General features: G+C 65.9%; 22 protein-coding genes. 14 read left to right on the top strand and 8 right to left on the bottom strand.

Going from position 1 to position 25917, the window contains the following annotated elements; genetic code table 11:
- Window positions 1-343: 343 nt before the first annotated feature.
- Together htpG and ACQP2D_RS00380 are read right to left on the bottom strand one after the other, a co-directional pair.
- Window positions 344-2296: a molecular chaperone HtpG gene (htpG, locus tag ACQP2D_RS00385; protein ID WP_433681749.1), complete on the bottom strand. Its 1953-nt coding sequence runs from the start codon at window positions 2294-2296 to the stop codon at window positions 344-346.
- Window positions 2293-4038 carry a TM0106 family RecB-like putative nuclease gene (locus ACQP2D_RS00380; RefSeq protein ID WP_433681748.1) on the bottom strand — a complete coding sequence of 582 codons (1746 nt, stop codon included), beginning with the start codon at window positions 4036-4038 and terminating at the stop codon, window positions 2293-2295. Before ACQP2D_RS00380 ends, htpG begins: the two co-directional genes overlap by 4 nt.
- Before the next feature lie 300 nt (window positions 4039-4338).
- Between ACQP2D_RS00380 and ACQP2D_RS00375 the strand changes: the two genes are divergently transcribed.
- The 9 genes from ACQP2D_RS00375 to rraA all read left to right on the top strand — a co-directional run bounded on the left by ACQP2D_RS00375 (window position 4339) and on the right by rraA (window position 9788).
- Window positions 4339-4989: a DUF6474 family protein gene (locus ACQP2D_RS00375; protein WP_433681747.1), complete on the top strand. Its 651-nt coding sequence runs from the start codon at window positions 4339-4341 to the stop codon at window positions 4987-4989.
- A gap of 7 nt (window positions 4990-4996) precedes the next feature.
- A complete protein-coding gene (locus ACQP2D_RS00370) occupies window positions 4997-5566 on the top strand; it encodes a hypothetical protein (RefSeq protein ID WP_433681746.1) in 570 nt (189 codons plus the stop codon).
- A 44-nt stretch (window positions 5567-5610) separates the two neighbouring features.
- Complete coding sequence (locus ACQP2D_RS00365) at window positions 5611-6267, top strand: YcnI family copper-binding membrane protein (protein ID WP_433681745.1); 657 nt, start codon at window positions 5611-5613, stop codon at window positions 6265-6267.
- On the top strand, window positions 6264-6827 hold the full coding sequence (locus ACQP2D_RS00360; protein WP_433681744.1) for a copper resistance CopC family protein: 564 nt from the start codon (window positions 6264-6266) through the stop codon (window positions 6825-6827). Before ACQP2D_RS00365 ends, ACQP2D_RS00360 begins: the two co-directional genes overlap by 4 nt.
- A 13-nt stretch (window positions 6828-6840) precedes the next feature.
- The gene (locus ACQP2D_RS00355) at window positions 6841-7776 is read left to right on the top strand and encodes a CopD family protein (RefSeq protein ID WP_433681743.1); all 936 of its coding nucleotides are present in this window, start codon (window positions 6841-6843) and stop codon (window positions 7774-7776) included.
- A gap of 57 nt (window positions 7777-7833) precedes the next feature.
- Window positions 7834-8292 (top strand): SRPBCC family protein, encoded by a 459-nt coding sequence (locus ACQP2D_RS00350; RefSeq protein WP_433681742.1) that lies wholly within the window; start codon window positions 7834-7836, stop codon window positions 8290-8292.
- 95 nt (window positions 8293-8387) lie between these two features.
- Entirely contained in the window at window positions 8388-8768 is a 381-nt protein-coding gene (locus tag ACQP2D_RS00345) for a DUF5313 family protein (RefSeq protein ID WP_433681741.1), read from the top strand.
- Window positions 8769-8831: 63 nt separating this feature from the next.
- On the top strand, window positions 8832-9197 hold the full coding sequence (locus tag ACQP2D_RS00340) for a DUF5313 family protein (protein WP_433681740.1): 366 nt from the start codon (window positions 8832-8834) through the stop codon (window positions 9195-9197).
- A 102-nt stretch (window positions 9198-9299) separates the two neighbouring features.
- Window positions 9300-9788 (top strand): ribonuclease E activity regulator RraA, encoded by a 489-nt coding sequence (gene rraA / locus ACQP2D_RS00335; protein ID WP_433681739.1) that lies wholly within the window; start codon window positions 9300-9302, stop codon window positions 9786-9788.
- Window position 9789: 1 nt separating this feature from the next.
- Here the strand turns inward: rraA and ACQP2D_RS00330 are convergent, their stop codons facing one another.
- A complete protein-coding gene (locus tag ACQP2D_RS00330) occupies window positions 9790-10011 on the bottom strand; it encodes an RNA-binding S4 domain-containing protein (protein WP_354958631.1) in 222 nt (73 codons plus the stop codon).
- Window positions 10012-10152: 141 nt separating this feature from the next.
- Here ACQP2D_RS00330 and lysX point away from each other — a divergent pair, with 141 nt between their 5' ends.
- Window positions 10153-13476: a bifunctional lysylphosphatidylglycerol synthetase/lysine--tRNA ligase LysX gene (lysX, locus tag ACQP2D_RS00325; protein WP_433681738.1), complete on the top strand. Its 3324-nt coding sequence runs from the start codon at window positions 10153-10155 to the stop codon at window positions 13474-13476.
- Between the two features lie 145 nt (window positions 13477-13621).
- Window positions 13622-13849 carry a hypothetical protein gene (locus ACQP2D_RS00320; protein ID WP_433681737.1) on the top strand — a complete coding sequence of 76 codons (228 nt, stop codon included), beginning with the start codon at window positions 13622-13624 and terminating at the stop codon, window positions 13847-13849.
- A 67-nt stretch (window positions 13850-13916) separates the two neighbouring features.
- Here ACQP2D_RS00320 and ACQP2D_RS00315 read toward each other — a convergent pair whose 3' ends face one another.
- Complete coding sequence (locus tag ACQP2D_RS00315) at window positions 13917-15440, bottom strand: MFS transporter (protein ID WP_433681736.1); 1524 nt, start codon at window positions 15438-15440, stop codon at window positions 13917-13919.
- 108 nt (window positions 15441-15548) lie between these two features.
- On the opposite strand from ACQP2D_RS00315, the gene ACQP2D_RS00310 reads away from it, so the two are divergent.
- Complete coding sequence (locus ACQP2D_RS00310; protein WP_433681735.1) at window positions 15549-16250, top strand: winged helix-turn-helix transcriptional regulator; 702 nt, start codon at window positions 15549-15551, stop codon at window positions 16248-16250.
- A gap of 28 nt (window positions 16251-16278) precedes the next feature.
- Here ACQP2D_RS00310 and ACQP2D_RS00305 read toward each other — a convergent pair whose 3' ends face one another.
- Complete coding sequence (locus ACQP2D_RS00305; protein ID WP_433681734.1) at window positions 16279-16959, bottom strand: Uma2 family endonuclease; 681 nt, start codon at window positions 16957-16959, stop codon at window positions 16279-16281.
- On the opposite strand from ACQP2D_RS00305, the gene ACQP2D_RS00300 reads away from it, so the two are divergent.
- Together ACQP2D_RS00300 and ACQP2D_RS00295 are read left to right on the top strand one after the other, a co-directional pair.
- Window positions 16936-17553, top strand: coding sequence for a histidine phosphatase family protein (locus ACQP2D_RS00300; RefSeq protein WP_433681733.1), 618 nt, complete (start codon window positions 16936-16938; stop codon window positions 17551-17553). The genes ACQP2D_RS00305 and ACQP2D_RS00300 overlap by 24 nt on opposite strands.
- Window positions 17554-17838: 285 nt before the next feature.
- Window positions 17839-18042 (top strand): hypothetical protein, encoded by a 204-nt coding sequence (locus tag ACQP2D_RS00295; RefSeq protein WP_433681732.1) that lies wholly within the window; start codon window positions 17839-17841, stop codon window positions 18040-18042.
- Window positions 18043-18132: 90 nt separating this feature from the next.
- On the opposite strand, the gene ACQP2D_RS00290 is transcribed toward ACQP2D_RS00295, so the two are convergent.
- From ACQP2D_RS00290 to gltB, 3 genes are all read right to left on the bottom strand, one after another.
- Window positions 18133-19032, bottom strand: coding sequence for a cutinase family protein (locus tag ACQP2D_RS00290; protein WP_433681731.1), 900 nt, complete (start codon window positions 19030-19032; stop codon window positions 18133-18135).
- Window positions 19033-19350: 318 nt separating this feature from the next.
- Window positions 19351-20820 (bottom strand): glutamate synthase subunit beta, encoded by a 1470-nt coding sequence (locus ACQP2D_RS00285; RefSeq protein ID WP_433681730.1) that lies wholly within the window; start codon window positions 20818-20820, stop codon window positions 19351-19353.
- Window positions 20813-25465, bottom strand: coding sequence for a glutamate synthase large subunit (gene gltB / locus ACQP2D_RS00280; RefSeq protein ID WP_433681729.1), 4653 nt, complete (start codon window positions 25463-25465; stop codon window positions 20813-20815). Before gltB ends, ACQP2D_RS00285 begins: the two co-directional genes overlap by 8 nt.
- Between the last annotated feature and the right edge of the window lie 452 nt (window positions 25466-25917).

Below are 25917 nucleotides of genomic sequence, written 5' to 3'. Positions count from 1 at the left end.
GCCGAAGGTCTCGCCCACCGGATCTACGCCGGTTCACGCTGCCGGATCCGCACCCTCATGAGGTGACGGACCAGTATGTCGACAGCGCAATTGCGGGCTACTCCCCTTCGCTGTCACCGACTGTACCCCCGCGGCCGCACCCGCGGCAAACCGTTGTAATCGAAATCGCAATGCGCACAATAAGTTTGGCGCTCCAACCGTTGAGTTTCGGGTGCCCTTATTGATCCGGCAGGAGGTGCTGATCCGAAAATGAGCTAGCCCTTGGCAATCGCATCGGCACTGCAGCACCAGTACGCAAATGGCCGCCTCACACAGGGTGTGAGGCGGCCAGAGTTGAAATCGCTCAGAGCGTGCGGGTGAGCCGCTCGGTGAGGATCTGCGCGAACCGGGCCGGATCCTTCAGCTCCCCGCCCTCAGCGAGAACCGCTGTGCCGTAGAGCAATTCGGCGGTTTCGGTGAGCTCGGGGACCTTACCCGCGTCGGCGTCCTCCTTGCGCGTGTCGTAGGCGTCGCGCAGACCGGTGACCAGCGGATGCGTCGGGTTGAGCTCGAGGATCCGCTTGGTCTCGGGCACCAGCTGCCCGGACGCGCGGTACATGCGCTCCAGCATCGGGGTGAAGTCGAAGACATCACCGACGAGGCAGGCGGGCGAGGTGGTGAGCCGGTTGGTCAGGCGCACCTCCTTGACGCTGTCCAGCGTCTTTCCGAGCCAGGTCAGCACCTCGGCGAAATCCTTGTCCTGCTGTTCGCGCAGCGACTCGGTGGCCTTCTTCTCCTCCTCGGTCTCCAGGTCGACCTCGCCCTTGGCAATGGACTGGAAGGGCTTGCCGTCGAATTCGGTGACCGAGCCGACCCACATCTCGTCGACCGGATCGGTCAGGATCAGCACCTCGCGGCCCTTGGCCTTGAAAGCCTCCATATGCGGGGAGCTTTCGATCTGCTGACGGGTCTCGCCGGTCATGTAGTAGATGGCGTCCTGGCCGTCCTTCATGCGCTCGACGTACTGTGCCAGCGTCGTCAGCTCCTCGTCGGAATCGGTCGAGGCGAACGACGAAACCTGCAGCAGCGTCTCGCGATTGTCGAAGTCCGAGAGCAGCCCCTCCTTGAGGACGCGGCCGAACTCCTTCCAGAACGTCTGGTACTTCTCCTGATCCTCGGCACCCTGCAGATCCTTGACCGTGGACAGCACCTTCTTCACCAGGCGCTTGCGGATCATCTGGATCTGCCGGTCCTGCTGCAGGATCTCCCGCGACACGTTGAGCGACAGGTCCTGCGCATCCACCACCCCCTTGACGAAGCGCAGGTACTCCGGCATCAGCTCCTCGCAGTTGTCCATGATGAACACCCGCTTGACGTAGAGCTGCACACCGCGCTTGTGCTCGCGGGTGAACAGATCGAACGGTGCGTGCGACGGAATGAACAGCAGCGCCTGATATTCGAAGGTGCCCTCGGCCTTCATCGGGATGATCTCCAGCGGATCGTCCCAGCCGTGGCTGACGTGCTTGTAGAACTCCTTGTACTCCTCGTCGCTGACCTCGCTCTTGGGGCGGGTCCACAGCGCCTTCATAGAGTTGAGTGTCTGCTCCTCGAGAATCGTCTTCTCGGTCTTCTCCTCGCCCTCACCCTCGGTGACGGTCCGCTCCACCTGCATGCGGATCGGCCAGGCGATGAAGTCGGAGTACTTCTTGACGATTTCGCGGAGCTTCCACTCCAGCGTGTAGTCGAAGAGGTGATCGTCCTCATCGGCGGGCTTGAGGTGCAGCGATACCGAGGTGCCCTGCGGACCGTCGTCGACGGTTTCGATGGTGTAGGTCGACTGGCCCTCGGACTCCCAGCGGGTGCCCTCGGTCTCCCCCGCCTTGCGGGTGATCAAGGTGACCTTGTCGGCGACCATGAAGGTCGAGTAGAAGCCGATGCCGAACTGGCCGATCAGTTCCTCGGCGGCCGCCTCGGACTTGGCCTCGTTCAACTTCTTGCGCAGCTCGGCGGTACCGGATTTGGCCAGTGTGCCGATCAGATCGACCACCTCGGCGCGGGACATGCCGATGCCGTTATCCCGGACCGTCAGGATCCGGTTGTCCTTGTCGACCTCCAGCTCGATGTGCAGATCGGAGGTGTCGACGTGCAGATCCTTATCGCGGAAGGACTCCAGCCGCAGCTTGTCCAGCGCGTCGGAGGAGTTCGAGATGAGCTCCCGCAGGAACGTGTCTTTATTGGAGTAGACCGAATGGATCATCAGCTCGAGCAGCTGATGGGTTTCTGCCTGAAACTCGAGTTGTTCGACGTGCTCAGTCACGTCGCGATAGTACGACTCTTGAAATCGGCTAGGCCAGGAACCTCGCGATCGGCGCAGTGCGGCCCCGGCTGGCGCGGCCTCATCCATTCACGGAGCACCATGGTGGCGCGGACATCGTCCTCGTTGTATTCGAGCAGCCGGGTGCGCTGGCTCAGGTCGGGTTCGCCCTCGTAGCCGACGGCCAGCCGATACCAACTCATCGACGCCTCGCCACCCGCCTCGGGATCGCGCCAGGAGAATCCGGCCACCGGCGCGATCTTCTTGAGCCCCTTGCCGTTCGGGCAGATGAACTGGTCGGTGACGGCCTGGAACATATCCACCCACTGTGGACCGTCGACGAACGCGCGCACCTGATCGACCGTCGGCACCCCCGGCCGACCCGCGAACCGGCGCGCCGATTCGTAGAGCCATTTGTCCTCGGCGGTGCGCGAATAGCAGTAGGCGGCAAAGGTTTTCCCGGCCGCGATGGCCTCGGCGCGCACGGTCATCAGCCAGGTCCAGAATTCGCCGAAGGACCGGCCCTCGTCCTCGGTCGGCAATGGATCCCAGGTGACGAACGGGCGGTACACGCCGTCGAGCAGCGTGCCCCACAGGTAGGCGCCGTATTCCTGGAAGCTCTCCAGATCGACGTCCACCTCGACATCGGCCCGGCGCACCCAGACCCGCTCGGCCCGGCGCACCAGCGGCGCACCCGCGAGCCAGGCCCGCGCGGTGACGACCGCCTCATCGAACGGGCCGTGCTGCCAGTCGTCCGGATCGTCGCCGACCCAGGCGGCCAGATCGTCGATGGTTTCGACCCCGTGCCCGCGCAGCACATCCGCGCGCGAACCGGGTGCGACCAGGCTGACGTCCCGATGTTCGGTCAGCCAACCCTCGCAGCTCTGCCCGGCGACCTGCGCCTCATCGGCAGGCGCCTGGCGCGTCCACCACGGGCATTGGCGGCATTCGGGCACCTTGGAGGGAACGGTCGGCAATTCGCCGCGCACCACCGCGATGCGATCGGCGTAGCGCCGGTCGTAATCGTCGAGCAGCGCGCCGAGATCGTGCACCAGGATGCGGTCGAAGTGGTAGCCGATCACCCCGCCGACCAGCGCGGGGCTGGCCAGACCGTGCCGCTGCAGCATGCGGTACAGATGCGCGAGGCGCTGTTGGTCGCGCGGCTGCTGGCGCAGTTTGCGATACGGATCCGGTTGCGGATCCCAGTGATACGGGTCCGAGGTGGTCGGGTGGAAGTCGGCCGGTTCGGGCTGGCGCGGGTCGGTCACCTTGTGGTTGACCACGATGACCGGGATATAGCCGCCACGATCGAGATCGCGCAGCAGGATCTCCGAACCGCCCCGGCGCCCGGTATCGGCTTCCTGCGGCAGCAATCCACCCCAGATGTGTTGTGCGCCTTCGGCACACGCGCGCATCGTGGCGGCGGCCCGCTCTCCCGCACGCAGTGTCGGATCGATCACCACCCAGTTGTCCGGATCAGCGGCGATCAGCGCCTCGCGGACCCGCGTGCGGTGCGCCGTCGCGGCCTCGCGGCGCTGGCGGACCCCGGCATCCTCGCTCACCCCGGTCAGCAATTCGGGGTGGTCCGCGTTCAAATGCAATCGGTGACGGCAGCCGATCAACGCCCTGGCATCGACGAATGCGGTCGGCACCGCGGGTGTCGGCACCGCATTCACCTCGGCCTGCCGCTCGTCGGCTCCGCCTTCGTGATTGCGACCGTCGCGGTCACCGATGCCCGAATACACATACGCAGTATGGTCCAGACCCCTGACAACTCCGCGAACCGCATGACATGAGGGTGCGTAGCGGCCTTCTCTGGTAGACAAGCATCGACCGACAAACGATTCGACGCCGACTCGATCACGCTCGGAGCCAGTCCTGCGAGCGAGGAGTTCGCGGCCCGTCTCGGGTCCGAGTCGTCGAAGCGCATGCGACGTAGTCGCGGGTCTCGACGGCCCGGACGCGGGACAAGTGGGGGCCGCGAACACGCCGTGCCGTAGGCCCGGCAAAATGACACAGTGAACCAGCATGACGGAGGGCCTTCGATGGGTTTGTTCACGAAGCGCAAGCGGCGGCCGAGCCGCAGGGCAGAGGCGAAAGCCCTCAAGCACAAGGCCGCCATAGAGGCAAGACTCGGCGCCAGGAACGACCGCAAGGCCCGGCGCGCGGAGGCACGCACCCAGAGCAAGGTCGCCAAGGCGCAGATCGCCACCCTGCAGGCGGAGGAGAAGGCCGCACTCAAGGTGGCGGCCAAGGCCGAGCGGGATCCGTTCAGTGCGAGCCAGGTCCGCAAATACCTCGGAGTCGCCCGGGTGCTCGTACCCGTACTCGCGCCGCTGGCCTACCGCGCCGCGACCTTCATCCGCGGCCAGATCGATACCCGGCGGGCGCATCAGCTCGGCGTCGGCGTCGAGCAGCTCGGTGATTTCAGCGGCCACGGCGGTCGCCTGCAGGCCAGGATCACCAATACCGAAGCCGCCCTTGACAAGATCGGCGCACAGTCCGGCGATAAGACGAGCAAGGGCGAGACCCAGAAGTTCGTCGCAGTCACCCAGGACCGGCTCGGCAATCTGACCGCCGCGATTCGGACCGCCGAGCAGATGCCCGCGCCGCGCCGCCGCGCCGTGCACGCGTCGATCTCGAACGAGCTGTCGGGTATCGAAGCCGACGTGCTGGCGCGCCTCGGCGTCAGCTGAGCCAGCGATGCGTCCCGGTCCGTCCACGGGCAGCCTGCGCGGCTGCCTGGTCGGCGGCACGGTCGGGGCGCTCGCCATCGCGGCACACGGTGTGGCGGGTGGCGGATTTCCGGATTCGGCCGAGTCGGCACTGCTGCTGGTTGTTTCGGCGCTGACCGGCCGGGCCGCGGCCTACAGTGCGGGTGTATTGCGCGGTAGTCGCGCACCTTCGGCCCCGGACGCGGTGGCCGTGCTCGGTCCGCTCGCGATCGGGCAGCTTGCCGGGCATGCGGTGCTGACCGGGCTGATCGACCACTCCCATACCCACGATCCGAGCTCGACCGATCTGCCTCGGTCGTATCTGCCCACCGGCTGGATGCTGGTGGCGCACCTGATCGCGACACTCGGCTGTGTCGCGCTGATCCTGCTCGCCGAGCGGCTGTACGCCTTGGCATCCAGCGTCATTCGCACGGTGTCGACCGCCGGATCACCGCCCGAGATCACCGGCCCGATCCGCTGGCCGAATCCCGGTCTCGGGCACTACAGCTTTCCGCCGAAGGGCGCGATCGGTCCGCGCGCGCCGCCGGTGCCGGCTTGACCCGCCGCACCCAAACCCCTTCGGACAGAAAGCACTTCACGCACATGCGCACGCAGATCTCGCGCGCCTGCACGGCCGCAACCGCCGCGGGCCTGGTCCTCCTCGCGGGCGGTACCGCCTCCGCACACGTCACCGCCGACGCACCGGGCGCCACCCAGGGCCAGTATTCGGTGGTCACCTTCAAGGTCCCGACGGAATCGGAGACCGCGAACACCACCGCACTGACCGTCACCCTGCCCAACCTCAAGAGCGCACGCACCGAACCCATCCCAGGCTGGACCTCCAAGGTCAGCCGCAATGACAAGGCCGAGGCCACCTCGGTCACCTGGACCGCCGATCCCGGCGCACCCGGTGTCGGCCCCGGTCAGTTCCAGCGCTTCGTGCTCTCGGTCGGCCCGCTGCCGACCCAGGACACGCTCAGCTTCCCGGCCACCCAGACCTACAGCGACGGCAAGGTCGTCAAATGGGATCAGCCGATGGGCGCCGATGGCTCCGAACCCGAGCATCCGGCGCCGACGCTCACCCTCGCCGCATCCAAGGGCGGCGAGGGACATGATGGCCACCACGTCGACAGCGAAGCCACCGAGAAGTCGAACGACACCGACGGCACCGCGCGCTGGCTGGGCGGCATCGGCCTCGCCCTCGGCCTGCTCGGCGTCGCGCTCGGTCTCGGCAATGTGATTCGCGGACGACGGGCATGAGCGGCATCGCGACCAGGACCACGCGCCGTCTGATCGCCGGATTCGTCGCCGGTCTGCTCCTGGTGGGCGCTGGCGTGCTCGCCGCCGGAACCGCCGCGGCGCATTCGTCTCCGGTCAGCAGCGTGCCCGCCGATGGGGCGAGTGTCGAAACCGGTCCGGAGCGGGTGAGCATCACCTTCAACGAACCGTTGCAGACGAGCTTTCCAGCGCTGACGGTGGTCGGACCCGACGGCAATTTGTGGTCGAAGGGCGACCCAACGGTGGACGGCCCCACCGTCAGCGTCGCGGTCGGCGAACTCGGCCCCACCGGCGTCTACAAGATCGGGTACCGGGTCACCTCCGCCGATGGACATCCGGTCAAGGGCGAGCTGACCTTCACCCTCACCAAGGCGGGCAATGGCACGCCGGGCCCGAAGGCCAACAGCCAGAACAGTTCCGGCGATAAGGGCGATTCCGACGGAATTCCGTTGTGGGTCTTCATTGTCGGCGCCGTCGTCCTGTTCGGCGGTGGTCTGGCGTTCGCCCTGTTCGGCGGTAGGGGCCGGAAACCGCAGCGGTGAGAAGAGCACACGGGTGAACAAGGCGCAGGGCACGACCGGCGGGCACGCGCAGGCGTTGCTGCTGGTCGTCCCGGCCGGGGTGCTCGGGGTGGCGCTCGCCCTGATCCTGGCCACTCCGGCTCCCGCCCAAAGCGCGAGCATCGTCCGGGTACTCGCGGACTGTGCCGGGGCGACCGTGCTCGGACTGGCCGCGCTGCCCCGGCTGCACGATCGGCTGCGGCCGCCATGGCGGATGCTCGCGATACTGGCCGGGATCTGGTGTGTCACCGAATTCGCGGTGCTGGTCTTCGAGGCGGCCGCGGTCGTCGGCGTGCCGGTCGGCAAGCTCACCGGCGCGCAGTTCGGCAACTTCCTGGTCGAGATCAGCGGCGGTCAGGTCGGCATCGCGGTGCTGATCGGCAGCGGTGCGGTCGCCTGCTACGCGGCGCTGGCGTTTCGGCGACCCGAGACCGCGTCGGCCGATCTGGTGCTGGTCTTCGCCGCGGTAGCGCTGGCGCTGCGGCCGATCACCGGGCATATGTCGCAGCAGCCCTTCGGTTCGGTGCTCGCGGCGGTGCACGCGCTGGCAGCGGCGGCCTGGTTCGGGCTGCTGGTCGCGCTCACGCTGGTGGTGCGCACCCGCGGTGAGTGGGCGGTGACGCTGCCTCGGTATTCGGCGGTGGCATTGCCGCTGGTCGGCATTGTCGCGGTGACCGGCATCGTGAACGGACTGGTGCGCGTCGGCGGGATCACCCCGTTCGTGACGACCGGCTACGGCCGCATTCTGCTCGCGAAAACTCTTGTACTGGTTGGCTTGCTCGCGCTGGGCTGGTGGTGGCGGCGCACCTGGGTGCCGCTCGCGACCAACCATCGGATGCGGGCCGATTCCTCGCTGCGGCGGGCGGTCATCGAGGTCGTGGTGATGTCGGTGGCATTCGGTCTGGCGGCGACACTGGCGGTCACCGCCTGACGCTTGCAAATGCAAGCACGTGCTGCCGCACAGATAGCAACCCGTTACAGTTGGGCCATGACCGAAGTGAAGATCGTCGAGGACTGTGCGGCGTCGGCCGAAACCGCATTCGCGTATGTCAACGACTACCGGAATCTGTCGCGTTTCATCACCGAGGTCCAGGACTTCACCCCGCGCACCGAACAGGTCGAGGGCGTCGGCGCGACCTTCGACGGCGTCATCAAACTCGGTCCAGCCTCGCTGCATTCGCGGCTCGAGGTGGTGCGCTGGGAGGAGAATTTCGCGATCGCGGTGAAGTCGATCAAGGGCTTCGAGATCGAGTCGACCTTCCTGTTCCACGACAAGGGCCCCGATCTGTGCACCGTCGACGCGATCGTCGACTATCGGGTACCCGGCGGCATTGCCGGAAAGGTGCTCGGCAAGACCATCGAGCCGTTCGTGAAGATCGCGGTCAAGCACTCCACGCACAACCTGACCACCCAGATCGCCGAATTCCACACCAGCAGGCAGGGCTGACCGACCGTTTCGAGCCTGCGGAGCATTTGCCAGGGGTCCGGCGGCGGGGTGGGCGAACTTGTCCGCTCGACCCCGGGCGGAGGATGCTGAGCACCATGGCGCAACGCACGACACCAACGCTGCCGCAGCGTATCGGCTATATCTGCGGGCGCACCCTGCCGGAGTCGATGTCGGCGTGGGTGCTCGAGGATCTGACCGGACCGGGGGCGGCACGGCGCTATCTGATGCGGTTCCTCATTCCGATGATTCCGATACTGAGCCTGTTCCTGCTGGTACCGGGTCCGAAATGGATGGGCTTGGCGATGATGGCGCTGCTGTATCTGCCGCTGATCTACTTCACCGCGGCATTGATGTACGTCTACCGCAGGGCACGTCTGGTCAAGCACGGCCTCGATCCGGCGCTGGCCGATGCCACCTCGCGCAGGCGCGCGGAGTCCGAGCGTCTGGCCTACGAGCGCCGTCACGGCCGCGCCTGACTCCCGCTGCGGAATATTTGCCGAAGCTGTCCGTGGCGCGCACCACAGGCATAGCCTGAACATATGAAACGCCCCACGATAGGCCAGCGGATCGCTTACGATCTCGGCCGCCCGCTCCCCGAGGAGCTGCATGAGTGGGTTATCCACGACCTCGTCGGGCACGGGGCCATGGAACGCTATCTCGTCCGCTTCCTCGTACCGTTCATCCCGTTCTTCGCGCTGTGGATGCTGTTCCCCGGCCCGATGGGGTTGAAGATCGGCATGATCGTCATGATGATCGTGCCGCTGATCGTGTTCACGGTATCGCTCAGTTACGTCTGGCGTCGGTTCCGATTGAGCCAGCACGGCATCGACCAGGAGTGGATCAACCACAACAAGATGCGCGAAACCGAGCGGATCAAGTACCAGATGCATTACGGGCACCGCTAGCAACTGCTAGCAGGTCGCTCGGCAGGGTCGGCTGGCAGCAGGACGGGCAGACCGAATGGTCCGTTCGGAGTCGACTGCGGCCCGAACTCTAAGCTGACACCCGTGACCGAATCGCAGAACACCATTGCCACCGCGGATCTCGCCGATGAGATCGGCCCGGGGATCCGCAGCTGTGACACGCAGTTCATTCAGTTCGGCGGGCGCGCCGCGTTCTCCGGGCGCATCACCACCATCCGCTGCTTCCAGGACAACCTGCTGGTCAAGCAAACGCTGAGTGAACCGGGCAATGGCGGCGTGCTAGTGGTGGACGGAGGCGCGAGCGTGCACACCGCACTGGTCGGCGACATCATCGCCGGACGCGGGGTCGCCAACGGCTGGTCCGGCGTCATCGTCAACGGTGCGGTGCGGGATTCGGCGATTCTGCGCACGCTCGATATCGGCGTCAAGGCACTGGGCACCAATCCGCGCAAGAGCACCCAGACCGGCTCCGGCGACCGCGATATCCCGATCGAATTCGGCGGAGTCACCTTCGTCCCCGGCGATATGCTCTACAGCGACCACGATGGCATCGTGGTCCGCGCCGAGGACTGACCTAGATTGCCGCGACCCTGGCCTTGTGACCGGCGATGGCCACAATATCGCCGACGTGCAGTTGGCGTCCGCGACGTAGTTCCACCTCCTCGTTCACTCGGACCAGCCCCGCGGCTATCACGGTCTTGGCCTCCGACCCGGAATCGATCAGATTGGCCAGCTTGAGGAACTGACCGAGTCGAATGACGTCGTCATCGATCGGCACATCGACTGCTTCGGACATGGAATACATCCTTACTCCGTGCGGGAGCGCGGCGAAACGCCAACCCCCGCCCCGACGAAGGACACGCATGAATGAAACGCCGATAACCGACATGCCCGGGTCTTCGAGCGCCACTACCGCGGCACCGTACACACTGGTCCTGTGACAATCACGCACGCCGGGCAACGCACCGACATCGAACCGCCCTCGGGCAGACCGGCACCGCCGGTTCCGCATCGCGGACACGGACGGCTGCGCGAGGTCCCGCACATCGCGGGTCTGATGCTCGGTGTCTTCGCCGTGCTCTGCTTCCTGTGGAGCCTCTCGCCCGGCCTGCGGTACCTGACGCATGTGCCGCGGCGCTACATCGACCTGTACTACTTCGACGCACCGGACACCAGCCTCGTGTGGGCGCTGGTGGTCGGCCTGCTCGCGGGGGCGACGGCCAGCCGCAAGCGGATCGCCTGGTGGTTGCTGCTCGGCTATATCGCGCTCTACGCGCTGGCCAACGTGCTGGAGTTCGCCGACGAGCGCAATATGAACTCGCTGGTGGCCGCGGTGGTGCAGATCGTCGTGATCGGCGTGCTCCTCGCGTCCTGGCGCGAGTTCTATACCAAGGTGCGCCGCGGTGCGGGCTGGAAGGCGCTCGGCGTGCTGGCCGGTGGCCTCGCGGTCGGCTGTCTGCTCGGCTGGGGGTTGGTCGAGCTGTTCCCCGGCTCGCTGCCGCGGGGCGTGCAGCGGCCGCTGTGGTCGGTCTATCGGGTGACCGCCGCGGTACTGGTGGACAACGAACACTTCGACGGCCATCCGCGCCCGATCGTCAACTTCCTGCTCGGACTCTTCGGCGCCATCGCCCTATTGGCCGCGGTGGTCATACTTCTGCGCTCGCAACGGGCGGGCAATGCGATGACCGGCACCGACGAATCGGCGATCCGCGGTCTGCTGGAACGCTCCGATGTCGAGGACTCACTGGGCTACTTCGCGACTCGCCGCGATAAGGCGGTGGTCTTCGCACCGAGCGGTAAGGCGGCGCTGACATATCGCGTCGAATTGGGTGTCTGCCTTGCCAGCGGTGATCCGATCGGCATCCGCGAGGCCTGGCCGCAGGCGATCGATGCCTGGTTGCAACTGGCCGACCAATTCGGCTGGGCACCGGCGGTCATGGGGGCGAGCGAACTCGGTGCGACCGCGTACCGGCGGGCCGGACTCTCGGCCCTGCGCCTCGGTGATGAGGCCATTCTCGACACCAGGACCTTCTCAATGGCCGGTCCGGAAATGAAGCAGGTCCGTCAGGCGGCGAACCGATTGCGCAAGCACGGGATCCACGTTCGGATCCGCCGCCATCGCGATATCCCGGCCGAGGAATTCCGGCAGGTTATCGCCCGCGCGGATGCCTGGCGCGATACCGAAGCCGAACGCGGTTTCTCGATGGCGCTGGGGCGGTTGGGCGATTCGCTGGACGGCGACTGCCTGTTGGTGGAGGCGGTCAACCCGCACGACCGCGTCCTCGGCATGTTGTCGCTGGTCCCGTGGGGTCGCACGGGTGCCTCACTCGAGCTGATGCGCCGCGACCCGCACGGCCCCAATGGCGTGATGGAGCTGATGATCTCCCAGCTCGCGCTGAACTCCGAACAGCACGGCATCACCAAGGTTTCGCTGAACTTCGCGGTATTCCGCTCGGTCTTCGAGGAGGGCGGGCGCATCGGCGCGGGTCCGGTGCTGCGCCTGTGGCGCGGTGTGCTGCTGTTCTTTTCGCGCTGGTGGCAGCTGGAGGCGCTGTACCGGTCGAATGTGAAGTATCAGCCGCACTGGGTGCCCCGGTTCTTCCTGTTCGAGGAGCGCAGGCAACTACCCCGGGTCGCCATGGCCAGTGCGCTCGCCGAGGGCTTCCTGCCGCGCTTCGGCGAGGAACCCGAAACCATCACGCACACCGGTCTGCACAGCGCGGTGCCCGCCAGCATTACCGGACTGCACGCCGACGGCAGCCCGCCGGATCTGCCCGATACCGTTGGTGTGGAACAGCTGCCGCGCCGCCCGGAGCAGGTGCGGGTGCGCATGGACAAGCTGGAACGGCTCGCGACCGCGGGTATCGACGCCTACCCGGTCGCCTATCCCCCGACGCATACCGTTGCGGCGGCGCGCCGTTCACCGCGCGGCACCACGGTCCGGGTCTGCGGTCGGCTCTTGCGCATCCGCGACTACGGCGGCGTGATCTTCGCGGTGCTGCGGGACTGGACCGACGATATCCAGCTGGTCATCGATCGCGATCGGGTCGGCGCCGAGCGCAGCGCCGAATTCGGCGAATTCTTCGATCTCGGTGACCTCATCGAGGTCAGCGGCCAGATCGGCCACAGTCGCCGCGGCGAACTCTCGCTGCTCGCCGCGGACTGGCGGATGATCGGCAAATGCCTGCACCCATTGCCGGACAAGTGGAAGGGCCTGTCCGATCCCGAGGCCAGGGTGCGCCAGCGCTACGTCGATATGGCGATCAATCCCGAGGTCCGCGAGGTGCTGACCAAGCGCACCGCGGTGGTGCGCTCGCTGCGAGATTCGTTGAATACCTGGGGATATCTCGAGGTGGAGACCCCGATCCTGCAGAAGGTGCACGGCGGCGCCAACGCGACCCCGTTCCAGACCCATATCAATGCCTACGACCTGGATCTGTATCTGCGCATCGCACCCGAGCTGTACCTCAAGCGACTGTGTGTCGGCGGCATGGAGAAGGTCTTCGAGATCGGCCGCAACTTCCGCAACGAGGGTGTGGACTTCAGCCACAATCCGGAGTTCACCAGCCTCGAAGCCTACGAGGCGCATGCCGATTACGAGCGGATGATGCACCTGGCCCGCCAGCTCATTCAGAACGCCGCGCTGGCGGCCAATGGTGCGATGGTGGCACTGCGCCCCAATTCGGACGGATCCTTCGAGCAGGTGGACATCTCCGGTGAGTGGCCGGTGAAGACCGTGCACGGCGCGGTATCCGAAGTACTCGGCACCGATATCACGGCGCAGACCACGCTCGAGGAGTTGCGCGAACTCTGCGATAAGGCACATGTGTCCTATCAGCACGGTTGGGACTCCGGACAGGTCGTGCTGGAGATGTACGAGCATCTGGTCGAATCCCAAACGCAGGAGCCGACTTTCTACATCGACTTCCCCACCTCGGTCTCCCCGCTGACCCGCGCGCATCGCAGCATCTCGGGCGTGACCGAGCGCTGGGATCTGGTGGCCTGGGGCGTCGAATTGGGTACGGCCTATAGCGAACTCACCGATCCGATCGAACAGCGGCGCCGGCTCACCGAACAATCGATGCTGGCGGCCAATGGCGATCCGGAGGCGATGGAGCTCGACGAGGACTTCCTGCAGGCGCTCGAACATGCGATGCCACCGACCGGCGGAATGGGCATGGGCGTGGACCGCATCGTCATGCTGATCACCGGCCGCAGCATTCGCGAGACGCTGCCGTTCCCATTGGTGAAGCCGCGCTGAGGATTTCATCGGTGCGGATCGTCAGCGCCGAGGATCTCACTATGAAAGATTGCACGCCGGAAAAGTTTCCTTTGCCGTAATCGCCCGCTAACCTTGGTGATTCGGCCCCGGGAGGAGGCCGATACCTTCAACCATGGGGATGGATATGTACGTTGACCTGCTGACCAATACCGCTCTGCTGGACCCGCAGGTGTGGGCGAGCGCGGACACCTGGACCAACTCGGACACCATGGCCTCGGCGATGGAGTTCGCCGCCAAGAAAAAGAAGAAGAGCAGCAGCGGCCTGATCATCGGCGGCATCTGCTGCCTGGTCGTCATCGGCCTGATCGTCGGCGGCATCTACCTGCTGACCCAGCGCAAGAAGCAGCAGTAGGCGAAACCAGACGAAACGGCCCGGCTCGCATTCGCGAACCGGGCCGTTTCGGTATCTGCGGCCGACGCTAGATGGCGGTGCGTTCGGACGCGACTTCGGCCTCGAGCAGCAATTCGTCGTCGAAGCCGTCCTGCGGCCCGTGCGGCTGCGCCGGTACCGACTTCAGCACCACCAGCGCCGCCACCAATGCGGCCACCACCAATGCGGCACCGATCCAGAACGCCAGGTGGAATCCGCTGGTGAGCGACTCATTCGGCGCCACACCGTCCTTCAGCAGATGTTCGGTCCTGCTCGCCGACAGCGTGGCGAGCACGGCGAGGCCGAGAGCACCGCCGACCTGCATGGTGGTATTTGCCAGACCCGAGGCCAGACCGGCCTCCTGCGGCTCGACACCCGACATCGCCAGGTTCATCAGGGACGGGAACGCCAGCCCGGCGCCGGTGCCGAACAGCACCATCGGTCCGAAGATGTTGAGCCAGTAGTTGCCGTCCACCGGCGCCTGGGTCAGCCAGAGCAGCGCGATGAGGATCAGCGTCAGACCCGGGATCAGCACCTTGCGGGCGCCGAAGCGCATCACCAGATGTTCGGAGTAGCGCACCGAGAGCAGACCCATGATCGCCGCGACCGGGAAGAAGGCCGTGCCGAGCTGGATCGGCGAGTAGCCGAGGACCTGCTTCAGATACAGCGAACCCATGAAGAACATGCCGAACATGCCCGCCACGGTCAGCACCTGGATCACGTTGGCACCGGACAGATTCCGCGAGCGGAAGATCTTCAGCGGCATCAGCGGTGTGGTCGCCGTCGCCTCCCTGGCGATGAATCCGGCCAGCAATACCAGCGCGGCCGCACCGAGTGCCAGCGTGACCGGATCGGTCCAGCCGAATTCGGCCGCCGGCTTGACGATCGTGTAGACGCCGAGCATCAGCGCCGCCGTGATCAGCACGGCACCGGGCACATCCGCGCCGTTCTTCAGTCCGGCGCCCTTGTCCTTGTCCAGGATCTTCAGCGCGCCGAGGCCGACCGTAATGCCGATCGGCACATTGACCAGGAAGATCAGCCGCCAGTCCAGCGCGGTCAGAAATCCGCCGAGCAGCAGGCCGATGGCGCCACCGGCCGAGGCCACGAACGCGTAGCGGCCGATCGCCTTGGCCTGCTCCCGCGGATCCGGGAACATCGCGAAGATCATGCCGAGGATGACCGCCGAGGTCATGGCGCCGCCGATGCCCTGCAGGAATCGGGCCGCGATGAGGGTCACCTCGTTGACGGCCGCACCGCACAGTGCCGAGGCCAGGGTGAACACCACCAGGCCGGACAGGAACATGGTGCGGCGGCCGATGAGGTCACCGAGTCGACCGGCCAGCATGAGCAGGCCGCCGAAGGAGATCAGGTATCCGTTCACCACCCAGGCCAGCCCCGAGGCGGTGAAGCCGAGGTCGGTCTGGATATCCGCGAGCGCGACATTCACGATCGTCGCGTCGAGCACGATCATCAGCATGCCGCCGCACAGCACGTAGAGGGCGAGCCAGCGCTTGCTGTCCGGACCGGCCGCGTCGTCCCCCGCCTGTCTATGTCGTTCTTTTGCTTCCGTCACCACATACGCCTTCCAGCCGAAGATCGTTACCGTGGCACGCTATCAGCGGTTAGTCCTAAAATACAACTAATTAATTCAGTTGAAGTATCGACTGATATGATGTAGTTCATGACTGTTGCCCCGGAGCATCGCGCGAAGCGCAGCTACCACGACGCCTGCGGTGCCGCCCGCGCACTGGACCTGGTCGGCGAGCGATGGACGCTGCTAGTGGTGCGCGAACTACTTCTGGGCCCCAAGCGCTTCACCGATCTGCGCGCCGGGCTGCCCGGCATCAGCCCGAATGTGCTCTCGCAGCGCCTCGAAGAACTCGTCCAGATCGGTGTCGTACACAAGCGCAAGCTGCCGCCACCGGTCAGCGCCGCCGTCTACGACCTCACCGATTGGGGTCGCGAACTCGATGAGGTGATCGTCGCGCTCAATCGCTGGGGCGCCCGCACCCCCAACATCTACAGCTGCTCCGATATGTCGACCGATTCGCTGGTGGTCACCCTGCGCACCTTCTTCCAACCCGAGCGGGCCGCGGGCGTGCACGCCGACTACGACCTGTACTTCACCGGATCCGATTCCGGCACCGATGAATTCCACGCCGTGGTCTCCGACGGCGCTTTCACCATCAGCCGTGGCGCCTCCGGCACCGGCACCACCGCCATCCACACCACCGTCCCGGCCTTTATCGCCGTCACCTTCCACGGCCGCCCTCTCGCCGATACTTTGACATCCGGCGAAACCAAGATCAGCGGCCCGCAGGATGCCCTCGTCCGATTCGTGAGCTTCTTCGAACTCCCCCCTGAATGCAAGGGGACCGCCTGACCACGCGGTGCCGAGTCAGAAAGGGTGGTTACAGTTGATCGATGTCGGTGAGATCGATGTCGATGTCAAACGGCACGCTCAACTTCAGTCGCTCATGATGAATTCCGGTGAGCGCGTATGCCTTTGTGGCGGGGTCGAGCTCGTAGACGTAGACGACCGGTCGGTCGTCGACATTCTCGACACGCCAGAAGTGCGTGATGCCTGCCTGGGCATATAGTTGCGGCTTGCGCTCCCGATCGCGGGTGCGCGATTCGGCTGACACAACCTCCACCGCTAATACGACATCCTCCGCACGATAAGTCGTAGTAGCCCGGCCCTTGATCGCGGCCGCCCGGAGCACGAGAACGTCGGGCTCGGGGCGTTGGTCACGACCGAGCGTCACCGTCATTTCGCGACGCACCCGCATATCAGCGGGCAGTAGCTGCCGCAGCCTACTCTCGAGCAGCGAGATGACGAGCATGTGAAACTCCGCCTGCGGGCTCACGAAGACAAGGCTCCCGTCGATGAGTTCGGTATGCGGGGGCAGGTCGGGCAGGCGGTCCAGATCCTCGGCGACAAAACCGCCCGGCGGCGGGCGCAGCCACTGCGGAAACGGTTCGACAGTCATGACTTCGAGTATGGCACCCATACGTCGCTGATTCCCCCTAGTGCGAATGAACACCGTTGATACGGCAGAGTGGGCGGGGTGCAGTTGATTCTGGTTCGTCATGCTCAGCCGGTGCGGTTGTCGAATACGGTCGGGCCCGCCGATCCCGGGTTGGCGCCGGTGGGCGTCGAGCAGGCCGAACGGGTGCCAGCGGCCTTGAGTCAGCATCGGATCAGTCGGATCGTGAGCAGTCCGCAGCGGCGGGCGCGGGAGACGGCCGAGCCGACGGCGGCCAAACTCGGGCTCGCGGTGGACGTGCTCGACGACCTGGCGGAATACGATCGGGACCTGCCCGCCTACATTCCGATCGAGGACGCCAAGGTCGAATTCCAGGCCGTCTACGAACGGATCAAGTCCGGGCATCTGCCCGAGCAGATCGACGGGCCGGCCTTCATCACCCGGGTGCGCGAAGCGGTCACCTCGATCGCCGCGCATACCGATCCCGCCGATACCGTGGTCGTCTTCGCACACGGCGGGGTGATCAATGTGATCCTGCAGGATGTGCTCGGTCTGGCACGGCCGCTGACCTTCCCGATCGACTACTGCTCGATCACCCGAATCCTGTTCTCTCGCAGCGGCCGCCGCACCGCGGCCACGGTCAATGAGAACGGTCACGTCTGGGATCTGTTGCCGCGCAATATCTCACAGCAACTCTGACGATTGTTCACAGACTCGGGTGTTCACAGCCGACTGCCAGGCACGTCGCATCCCAATCCCAGTCACGCGGCCTTGTATGGGACCGGTGAGCCGACGCAGCGACCATGCCAGGTCGCTCGGAACAACCAGCGACTCACAGTCCGAGGAAAGGAACCCGCTTTGCTCCCCAAGACATCGACCTCCTTCAGGCGTGGCTTCGCTCGCGTTGCGATCGCAGGCGCCCTGGCGGCGGTTCCGCTCAGTGCGCTCGCGGTGACCGCATCCGCGGCCACGGCCGATTCGTCCGTGCCAGTGGTTCAGGACGTATCGGACCAGATTCCGTTGCAAGGCACCGATATCGACGGTCCGCATCGGGGTGACTGGGACGGGCCGCGCGGCGATTGGGACGGCCGCGCTCACCACCATCACCGTGGCCCCGACGATCAGCACGATGGCCCGTGGCAGCCCTGGCAGCCACCGGCCCTGCCGCCGACCGGCTCGGCTGGCTGACCAGTCGAGGTCGTTCGACAAAAGCGCAGGCCACCCCCTCCGTTCGGAAGGGGTGGCCTGCGCTTTTGCTTGGGGACTACCGCCTCGGAATCAGGCCATGCCCGCAATCCAGTTGTGCATCCAGGAGATTGCGGTCTGCCCGCCGCCGACCGGGTAGCTGCCGTAGAGCGTATGCGCCTGCGACTTGTAGAACCGCTCCAGATCCTTGGCCCGCTGCTGGTTCGCCGAATCGGTCAGCTGCGACTGCAGGGTCGGGATGCCACCGCGCGACATCAGGTCGTTCATGATGGCGCCCGCCTCGAGCTGGTAGCGCCAGATGTTCGCCGGGTTCGCCTCCGAGGACTGCGCGAGGAATCCGGCGAACCGGGTGACGAAATCGTCGGTGGCGGTGGCGCAGTAGAGATCGTCGACCGCGCAGATGGTGCGGGTGCGATCGCTGAGCCAGCCGAAGCCGCCGACCCGAGGGCCACCGGCGCCCGCGCCCTGCGCGATCGGACCGACCTGAATGTCGGTGGGGGAACGGCGCGGATCGGAGATCAGACCGACGCCCGCGATCCGGTCCGCCGGAATCGGACTCAGGCCGGTGCCGATCTCGGCGGCGAGATCACCCGCGGCGTCCGCACCCTGGCTGTAGCCGACCAGCGCGATCTTGGTGCCGCCGCAGCGCTGCGCCATCCCGGCCGCCAGATCGCGGGCCCGGTCGGTCGCTTCCTTCTTCGACGCGCCGTAGACATCACCCTCCCAGGGGAATGCGGTCGCGGCGTAGGTCACGTAGTCGACATCCACCGACCCGGGCAGGCCGTTGGTGACGCCGGCCAACATGCCGGGCTGCGGCGTCTTGTCCTTTCCGGTCTCCCAGGTGCCGGGCACCGCCACTACATAGAGGCTCGGGCAGCCCGGGTCGGCCGTTACCGAACCGCTACCAAGGACCAAGCCGGATGCAACAGCCGCGCACGCACCGAGTGCGGCGGCAACTTTCTTCAACTGCATATTGCTCCAGTTCAAAACGATTGCCCCGCACGGAGCAAGCCTCGACGATTGTTCGCCAACATGCTGACCTCGGCGGATGTCGGTCCAGTGCACGTCGGGTGAACGCGAGTCACCGACTGTTATGACGTGCACGGTGCGACCACATCCCAAGATCACGCACCACGCCGAAGATCACAATAAGGCAACACCCCACCCGACGCCATTCAGACCCGTGGCCGTGTCCGATTCCCGTCACCGGCAACAAGACTCGGCGCATACGGAAGGGCGCCTGTGGACTCGAGTCCACAGGCGCCCTTATCCGCTCCGGTAAGAGAGGTTCTAGCGCTGGGCAGCTGCCGTCGGGGCGATCGGCGCAGGGAGCGCGGTCTCGCCTTCCAGGAACTTGTCGACCGCGGAGGCCGCGGCGCGGCCCTCGGCGATGGCCCAGACGATCAGTGACTGGCCGCGGCCCATATCACCCGCGACGAAGACGCCGGGAACGTTGGTCGCCCAGTTCTTATCGCGCTGGACATTGCCGCGCTGGTCGTAGCCGACACCCAAACCTTCGAGCAGGCCCGGCTTTTCGGGGCCGGTGAAGCCCATGGCGAGCAGCACCAGATCGGCCTCGAGGGTGAAGTCGGTGCCTTCGACCTTCTCGAAACGGCCGTTGACCATCTTGACCTCGTGCGCCTCCAGCGCGGTGACCTTGCCGTCCGCGCCGACGAAACGCTCGGTGTTCACGGAGAATACGCGCTCGCCGCCCTCCTCGTGCGCCGAGGAGACCCGGTACATGAGCGGGTAGGTCGGCCACGGGGTGGAGGAGGCACGCTCCTCCGGGGGCCGCGGCATGATCTCGAACTGGTGGATGCTGGCCGCACCCTGCCGGTGCGAGGTGCCCAGGCAGTCGGCGCCGGTGTCACCGCCACCGATGATGACGACCTTCTTGTCTTTCGCGTGGATCGGCGGCAGGCCGTTCTCATCGGTGACATCGTCGCCGAGCTGCACCCGGTTGGCCCAGGGCAGGAACTCCATCGCCTGGTGGATGCCGTCCAGATCACGGCCGGGGATCGGCAGGTCACGGGCCAGCGTGGCGCCACCGGCGAGCACGACCGCGTCGAACCGCGCGCGCAGTTCATCGGCGGTGATGTCGACACCGACGTTCACACCGGTCTTGAAGATGGTGCCCTCGGCCTCCATCTGCGCCAGCCGGCGGTCGATGAAGCGCTTCTCCATCTTGAATTCCGGGATGCCGTAGCGCAGCAGACCGCCGATGCGGTCGGCGCGCTCGAAGACGGTCACGGTGTGACCGGCGCGGGTCAGCTGCTGCGCGGCAGCCAGACCGGCCGGACCGGAACCGACGACGGCGACCTTCTTGCCGGTGAGGCGGGTCGGGTAGACCGGGGTCACCCAGCCCTCGTCGAAGGCGTTCTCGATGAGTTCGACCTCGACCTGCTTGATCGTCACCGGATCCTGGTTGATGCCAAGGACACAGGACGCCTCGCACGGCGCCGGGCACAGCCGCCCGGTGAACTCCGGGAAGTTGTTGGTCGCGTGCAGCCGGTCGATGCCCTCACGCCACTGGCCCTTGAAGACCAGGTCGTTCCACTCGGGGATGAGATTGCCCAGCGGACAGCCGTTGTGACAGAACGGAATACCGCAGTCCATGCACCGGCTGGCCTGGGTCTGCAGGGTCTTGTGCGAGAAATCCTGCTCGTAGACCTCTTTCCAGTCCATCAGGCGCAGCGGAACCGGACGACGCGTCGGCAGTTCCCGTTTGGTGTGCTTCAGAAATCCTTGCGGGTCAGCCACGTGCCGCCTCCATGATCGCCTCGTCTACATCCGTGCCGTTCTTCTCGGCTTCGGAGATCGCGAGCAAAACTTTCTTGTATTCGCGCGGCATAACCTTCACGAAGTGGTTCACCTGCTGGGACCAGTCGCTCAGAATGCGTTCGGCGACAGCCGAACCCGTCTGGTCGCGGTGCTGGGTGACGATGTCGTGCAGCCAGGTGAAGTCGTCACCGGCGAGCTGCTCGACGGCATCGGCCTGCTCCGGGTTGAGCTTGGCCTCGAAGGTGCCGTTCGGGTCGTAGACGAATGCGACACCACCGGACATACCGGCGCCGAAGTTGCGGCCGGTCTCACCGAGGATGACCACCCGGCCACCGGTCATGTACTCGCAGCCATGGTCACCGACGCCCTCGACCACCGCGGTGGCACCCGAGTTGCGCACGGCGAACCGCTCGCCGACCACACCGTTGATGAACGCCTGACCGTTGGTGGCGCCGAACAGGATCACGTTGCCCGCGATGATGTTCTGCTCCGCGACGAAGTCGGCCGGCGCGTTCAGCGACGGACGCACGATCAGGTGGCCGCCGGAAAGGCCCTTGCCCACATAGTCGTTCGCGTCACCCTGCACCCGCAGCGTGATACCGGCGGGCACGAAGGCGCCGAAGCTGTTGCCCGCGGAACCGGTGAAGGTGATGTCGATGGTGTCATCGGGCAGGCCCGCGCCACCGTAGAGCTTGGTCACCTCGTGGCCGAGCATGGTGCCGACGGTGCGGTTCACGTTCGTGATCTTGGTTTCGAACTTCACCGCCTGGCCACGCTCGAGCGCATCGGCGCTCTGCGCGATCAGCTGCACGTCCAGCGCCCTGTCCAGGCCGTGGTCCTGGGTCTTGGTGCAGTACCGGTCCTGGCGCATGAAGGCCGTCTCGACATCGTCGAGGATCGGCGACAGGTCCAGCTTGCTGGCCTTCCAATGTTCCTTGGCCTTGGAGGTATCGAGCATATCGACCCGGCCGATGGCCTCGTCCAGGGTGCGGAAGCCCATTTCCGCCAGCAGTTCCCGAACCTCTTCGGCGACGAACAGCATGAAGTTCTCGACGAATTCCGGCTTACCGGTGAAGCGTTCACGCAGTACCGGATTCTGCGTCGCGACACCGACGGGGCAGGTGTCGAGGTGGCAGACCCGCATCATGATGCAGCCCGAGACCACCAGCGGCGCGGTGGCGAAACCGAATTCCTCGGCGCCGAGCAGCGCGGCGATCATCACGTCGCGACCGGTCTTCATCTGGCCGTCGACCTGCACGACGATGCGGTCGCGAAGTCCATTGAGCAGCAATGTCTGCTGGGTCTCGGCCAGGCCGAGTTCCCACGGACCACCCGCGTGCTTCAGCGAGGTCAGCGGCGAGGCGCCGGTGCCACCGTCGTGGCCGGAGATCAGCACCACGTCCGCATGTGCCTTCGACACACCGGCCGCGACGGTGCCGACGCCGGGCTCCGCGACAAGTTTCACGTGAATCCGCGCCTGCGGGTTCGCATTCTTCAGATCGTGGATCAGCTGCGCCAGATCCTCGATCGAGTAGATGTCGTGGTGCGGCGGCGGCGAGATCAGGCCGACGCCGGGCGTCGAGTGCCGCACCTCGGCGACCCACGGGTACACCTTGTGCGCCGGAAGCTGGCCGCCCTCACCGGGCTTGGCGCCCTGCGCCATCTTGATCTGGATGTCGGTGCAGTTGGTCAGGTAGTGCGCGGTGACACCGAAGCGACCCGAGGCGACCTGCTTGATCGCCGAACGCCGCCAGTCGCCGTTCTCCTCGATCTCGAAGCGCGCCGGATGTTCGCCGCCCTCACCGGAGTTCGAACGACCACCGAGCCGGTTCATCGCGATCGCCAGGGTCTCGTGCGCCTCGGCGGAGATGGAGCCGTAGCTCATCGCACCGGTGGAGAACCGCTTGACGATCGCGCTGGCGGGTTCGACCTCATCGATCGAAATCGGCTTGCGCTCGCCGGTCTTGAACTTGAACAGACCGCGCAGCGAGGCCAGCCGCTCGGACTGGTCGTCGACCAGCTTGGTGTACTCCTTGAAGATCGAGTACTGACCGCTGCGGGTGGCGTGCTGCAGCTTGAAGACGGTGTCCGGGTTGAACAGGTGGTATTCGCCCTCGCGCCGCCACTGGTATTCGCCGCCCACCTCGAGCTCGCGGTGCGCGCGCTCGTTGCGGTTCTCCAGGAATGCCACGGTGTGCCGGGCCGCCACATCGGCGGCGATCTCGTCGAGGCCGATGCCGTCCAGATGCGAACGCAGGCCGGTGAAGTACTCGTTCACCAGTTCCTGCGATAGGCCGATGACCTGGAACAGCTGCGCGCCGGTGTAGGAGGCGATGGTGGAGATGCCCATCTTGGACATCACCTTCAGCACGCCCTTGCTCGCGGCCTTGTTGTAGTTCGCGACGGCCTTGCGGTAGTCGGCGGCCAGATCGCCGGTGCTGCCCGGCATCTGGAGCCCACCGCGCTCGAGCAGATCCTCGATGGTCTCGAAGGCCATGTACGGGTTGATCGCGGCCGCGCCGAAGCCGACCAGCATGGCCATGTGGTGCACCTCGCGGGCGTCACCGGCCTCAACGACCAAGCCGACCATGGTGCGGGTGCGCTCACGCACCAGGTGGTGGTGCACCGACGAGGTCAGCAGCAGCGATGGGATCGGCGCCAGCTTCTCGTTGGACTCGCGGTCGGACAGCACGATGATCCGCGCGCCGCCCTCGATCGCCGCGGAGACCTGGGTGTTGATGGCCTCGAGCGCCTTGCGCAGGCCCTTGCCACCCTTCTTCACCGGGTACAGACCGTGCACGACCACCGAGCGCAGCTCGGGATGCGAACCGTCGTCGTTGATGTGGATGAGCTTGGCCAGCTCGTCGTTGTCCAGGATCGGCTGCGGGATGGTGATCTGGTGGCAGGACTCCGGTCCCGGATGCAGCAGATCGGCCTCCGGGCCGAGGGCCCGGCGCAGGCTGGTGACCACTTCCTCGCGGATCGCGTCCAGCGGCGGGTTGGTCACCTGCGCGAACAGCTGGGAGAAGTAGTCGAAGAGCAGGCGCGGGCGCGCGGAAAGGACCGCGATCGGGGTATCGGTGCCCATCGAGCCGAGTGCCTCGCCGCCGGTCTTGGCCATCGGCGAGATCAGCAGGTTCAGCTCTTCATTGGTGTATCCGAAGATCTGCTGACGGATCAGCACGCGATCGTGCGACATGTGCACGTGCGGGCGATCGGGCAGATCGGCCAGCTTGGTGACACCGGCGTCGAGCCACTCCTGGTACGGGTGCTCGGCGGCGAGCTGGCTCTTGAGCTCCTCGTCGCCGACGATGCGGCCCTGTGAGGTGTCGACCAGGAACATGCGGCCCGGTTGTAGTCGGACCTTCTTGACCACCTTGGCCGGGTCGATATCGAGGACACCGACCTCGGAGGCCATGACGACCAGACCGTCATCGGTGACCCAGATGCGGCTGGGCCGCAGGCCGTTGCGGTCGAGTACGGCGCCGACCACGGTGCCGTCGGTGAAGCACACCGATGCCGGGCCGTCCCACGGCTCCATCAGCATCGAGTGATAGCGGTAGAAGGCCCGCCGCTGCGGGTCCATGTTCTCGTTGCGTTCCCATGCCTCGGGAATCATCATCAGCACCGCGTGGGGCAAGCTGCGGCCGCCGAGATGCAGCAGTTCCAGCACCTCGTCGAAGCGCGCGGTATCGCTCGCCCCCGGGGTACAGACGGGGAAGACCTTCTGCAGACGGTTATTGCCCGCCTCGTCGATGCCGAAGACATCCGAGCGCAGTAGCGCCTCGCGGGCCCGCATCCAGTTCTCGTTACCGGTGACGGTATTGATCTCACCGTTGTGCGCGACCCGGCGGAACGGATGGGCCAGCGGCCACGACGGGAAGGTGTTGGTGGAGAAGCGCGAGTGCACGATGCCGAGTGCGGACTCCACCCGGTCGTCCTGCAGGTCCAGGTAGAACGCGCGCAGCTGCGGCGTGGTGAACATGCCCTTGTAGACGAAGGTCTGACCGGACAGGCTCGGGAAGTACACCGACTCCTTGCCGACCGCGCCCTCACCCGCGCCCGCCTTGCCGAGCTCGTGCTCGACCCGCTTGCGCACGACGTAGGCGCGGCGCTCCAGGTCCATGCCCGACAGCTGTTCGGCCGAACCCTTCGGCGAGCCGATGAAGATCTGCCGGAAGGTCGGCATGGCGTCCCGGGCCAGCGCACCGAGGGTGGACTCGTCGGTGGGCACGTCACGCCAGCCGAGGACGGCGAGGCCCTCGGATTCGACAATGCGCTCCAGGCCGTAGGCGGCCTTGGTCGCCTCGCGACGGGCCTGCGGCAGGAAGGCGATACCGGTGGCGTACGAGCCCTCCGGCGGCAACTCGAAATCGACCACGGCGCGGAAGAACCGGTCCGGGACCTGGATCAGGATGCCCGCGCCGTCACCACTATTGGGTTCAGCGCCCGCGGCACCGCGGTGCTCCAGATTCAACAGAGCCGTAATAGCCTTGTCGACGATGTCGCGGCTGCGGCGGCCGTACATGTCGACGACGAATGCGACACCGCAGGCGTCGTGCTCGTTCGCCGGGTCATAGAGCCCGATGGGTCCGGGGGACCTGTGGCCAGGAAGTTGCGTCATGCCTCTGCCTTCAAGAAAGTCGGCGTCGATGAAATCGGCCTATGGGAAAGGGGCCCTTTCGTCGATTGCCTCCGTCAAGACTGCGCCTGTACGTTGCGAAACCAGCCGCGCTGATGGTTTTCTTCGTGCAGTCACGTCTCCAGTTGTCCACCCGCTGCTGTGACGTAGGGGTGCTCGTCGGTAACGGAACGCTTACGTGTTCCTTACCTCCGCGCGGGTGCTCGCCCGCTACGCTTGGGCACCGGATTCACCGGGCCCGAGCAGGCGATAGTGCCGAACGTTCTGTGTTCGGCGTAAGAGCAAACGATAAGTCAGGTCCGGGACCCAACCAACTTAGGTTGTGCTAATAACCGGGTTTAGCTGGGCTTCTTCAATCGGTCCTCCACGTGTGCGCGTTGTCCAGTGTAAAGCAGCGAACACGCTGGTATCGATCCCCTTGACACCCGGTGCCA

The sequence above is a fragment of the Nocardia sp. CA-119907 genome, assembly GCF_050955995.1.
Lineage (GTDB): Bacteria > Actinomycetota > Actinomycetes > Mycobacteriales > Mycobacteriaceae > Nocardia.
The sequence above is the reverse complement of the archived record's forward strand: the minus strand, read 5'-3'. Positions and strand labels throughout refer to the sequence as shown.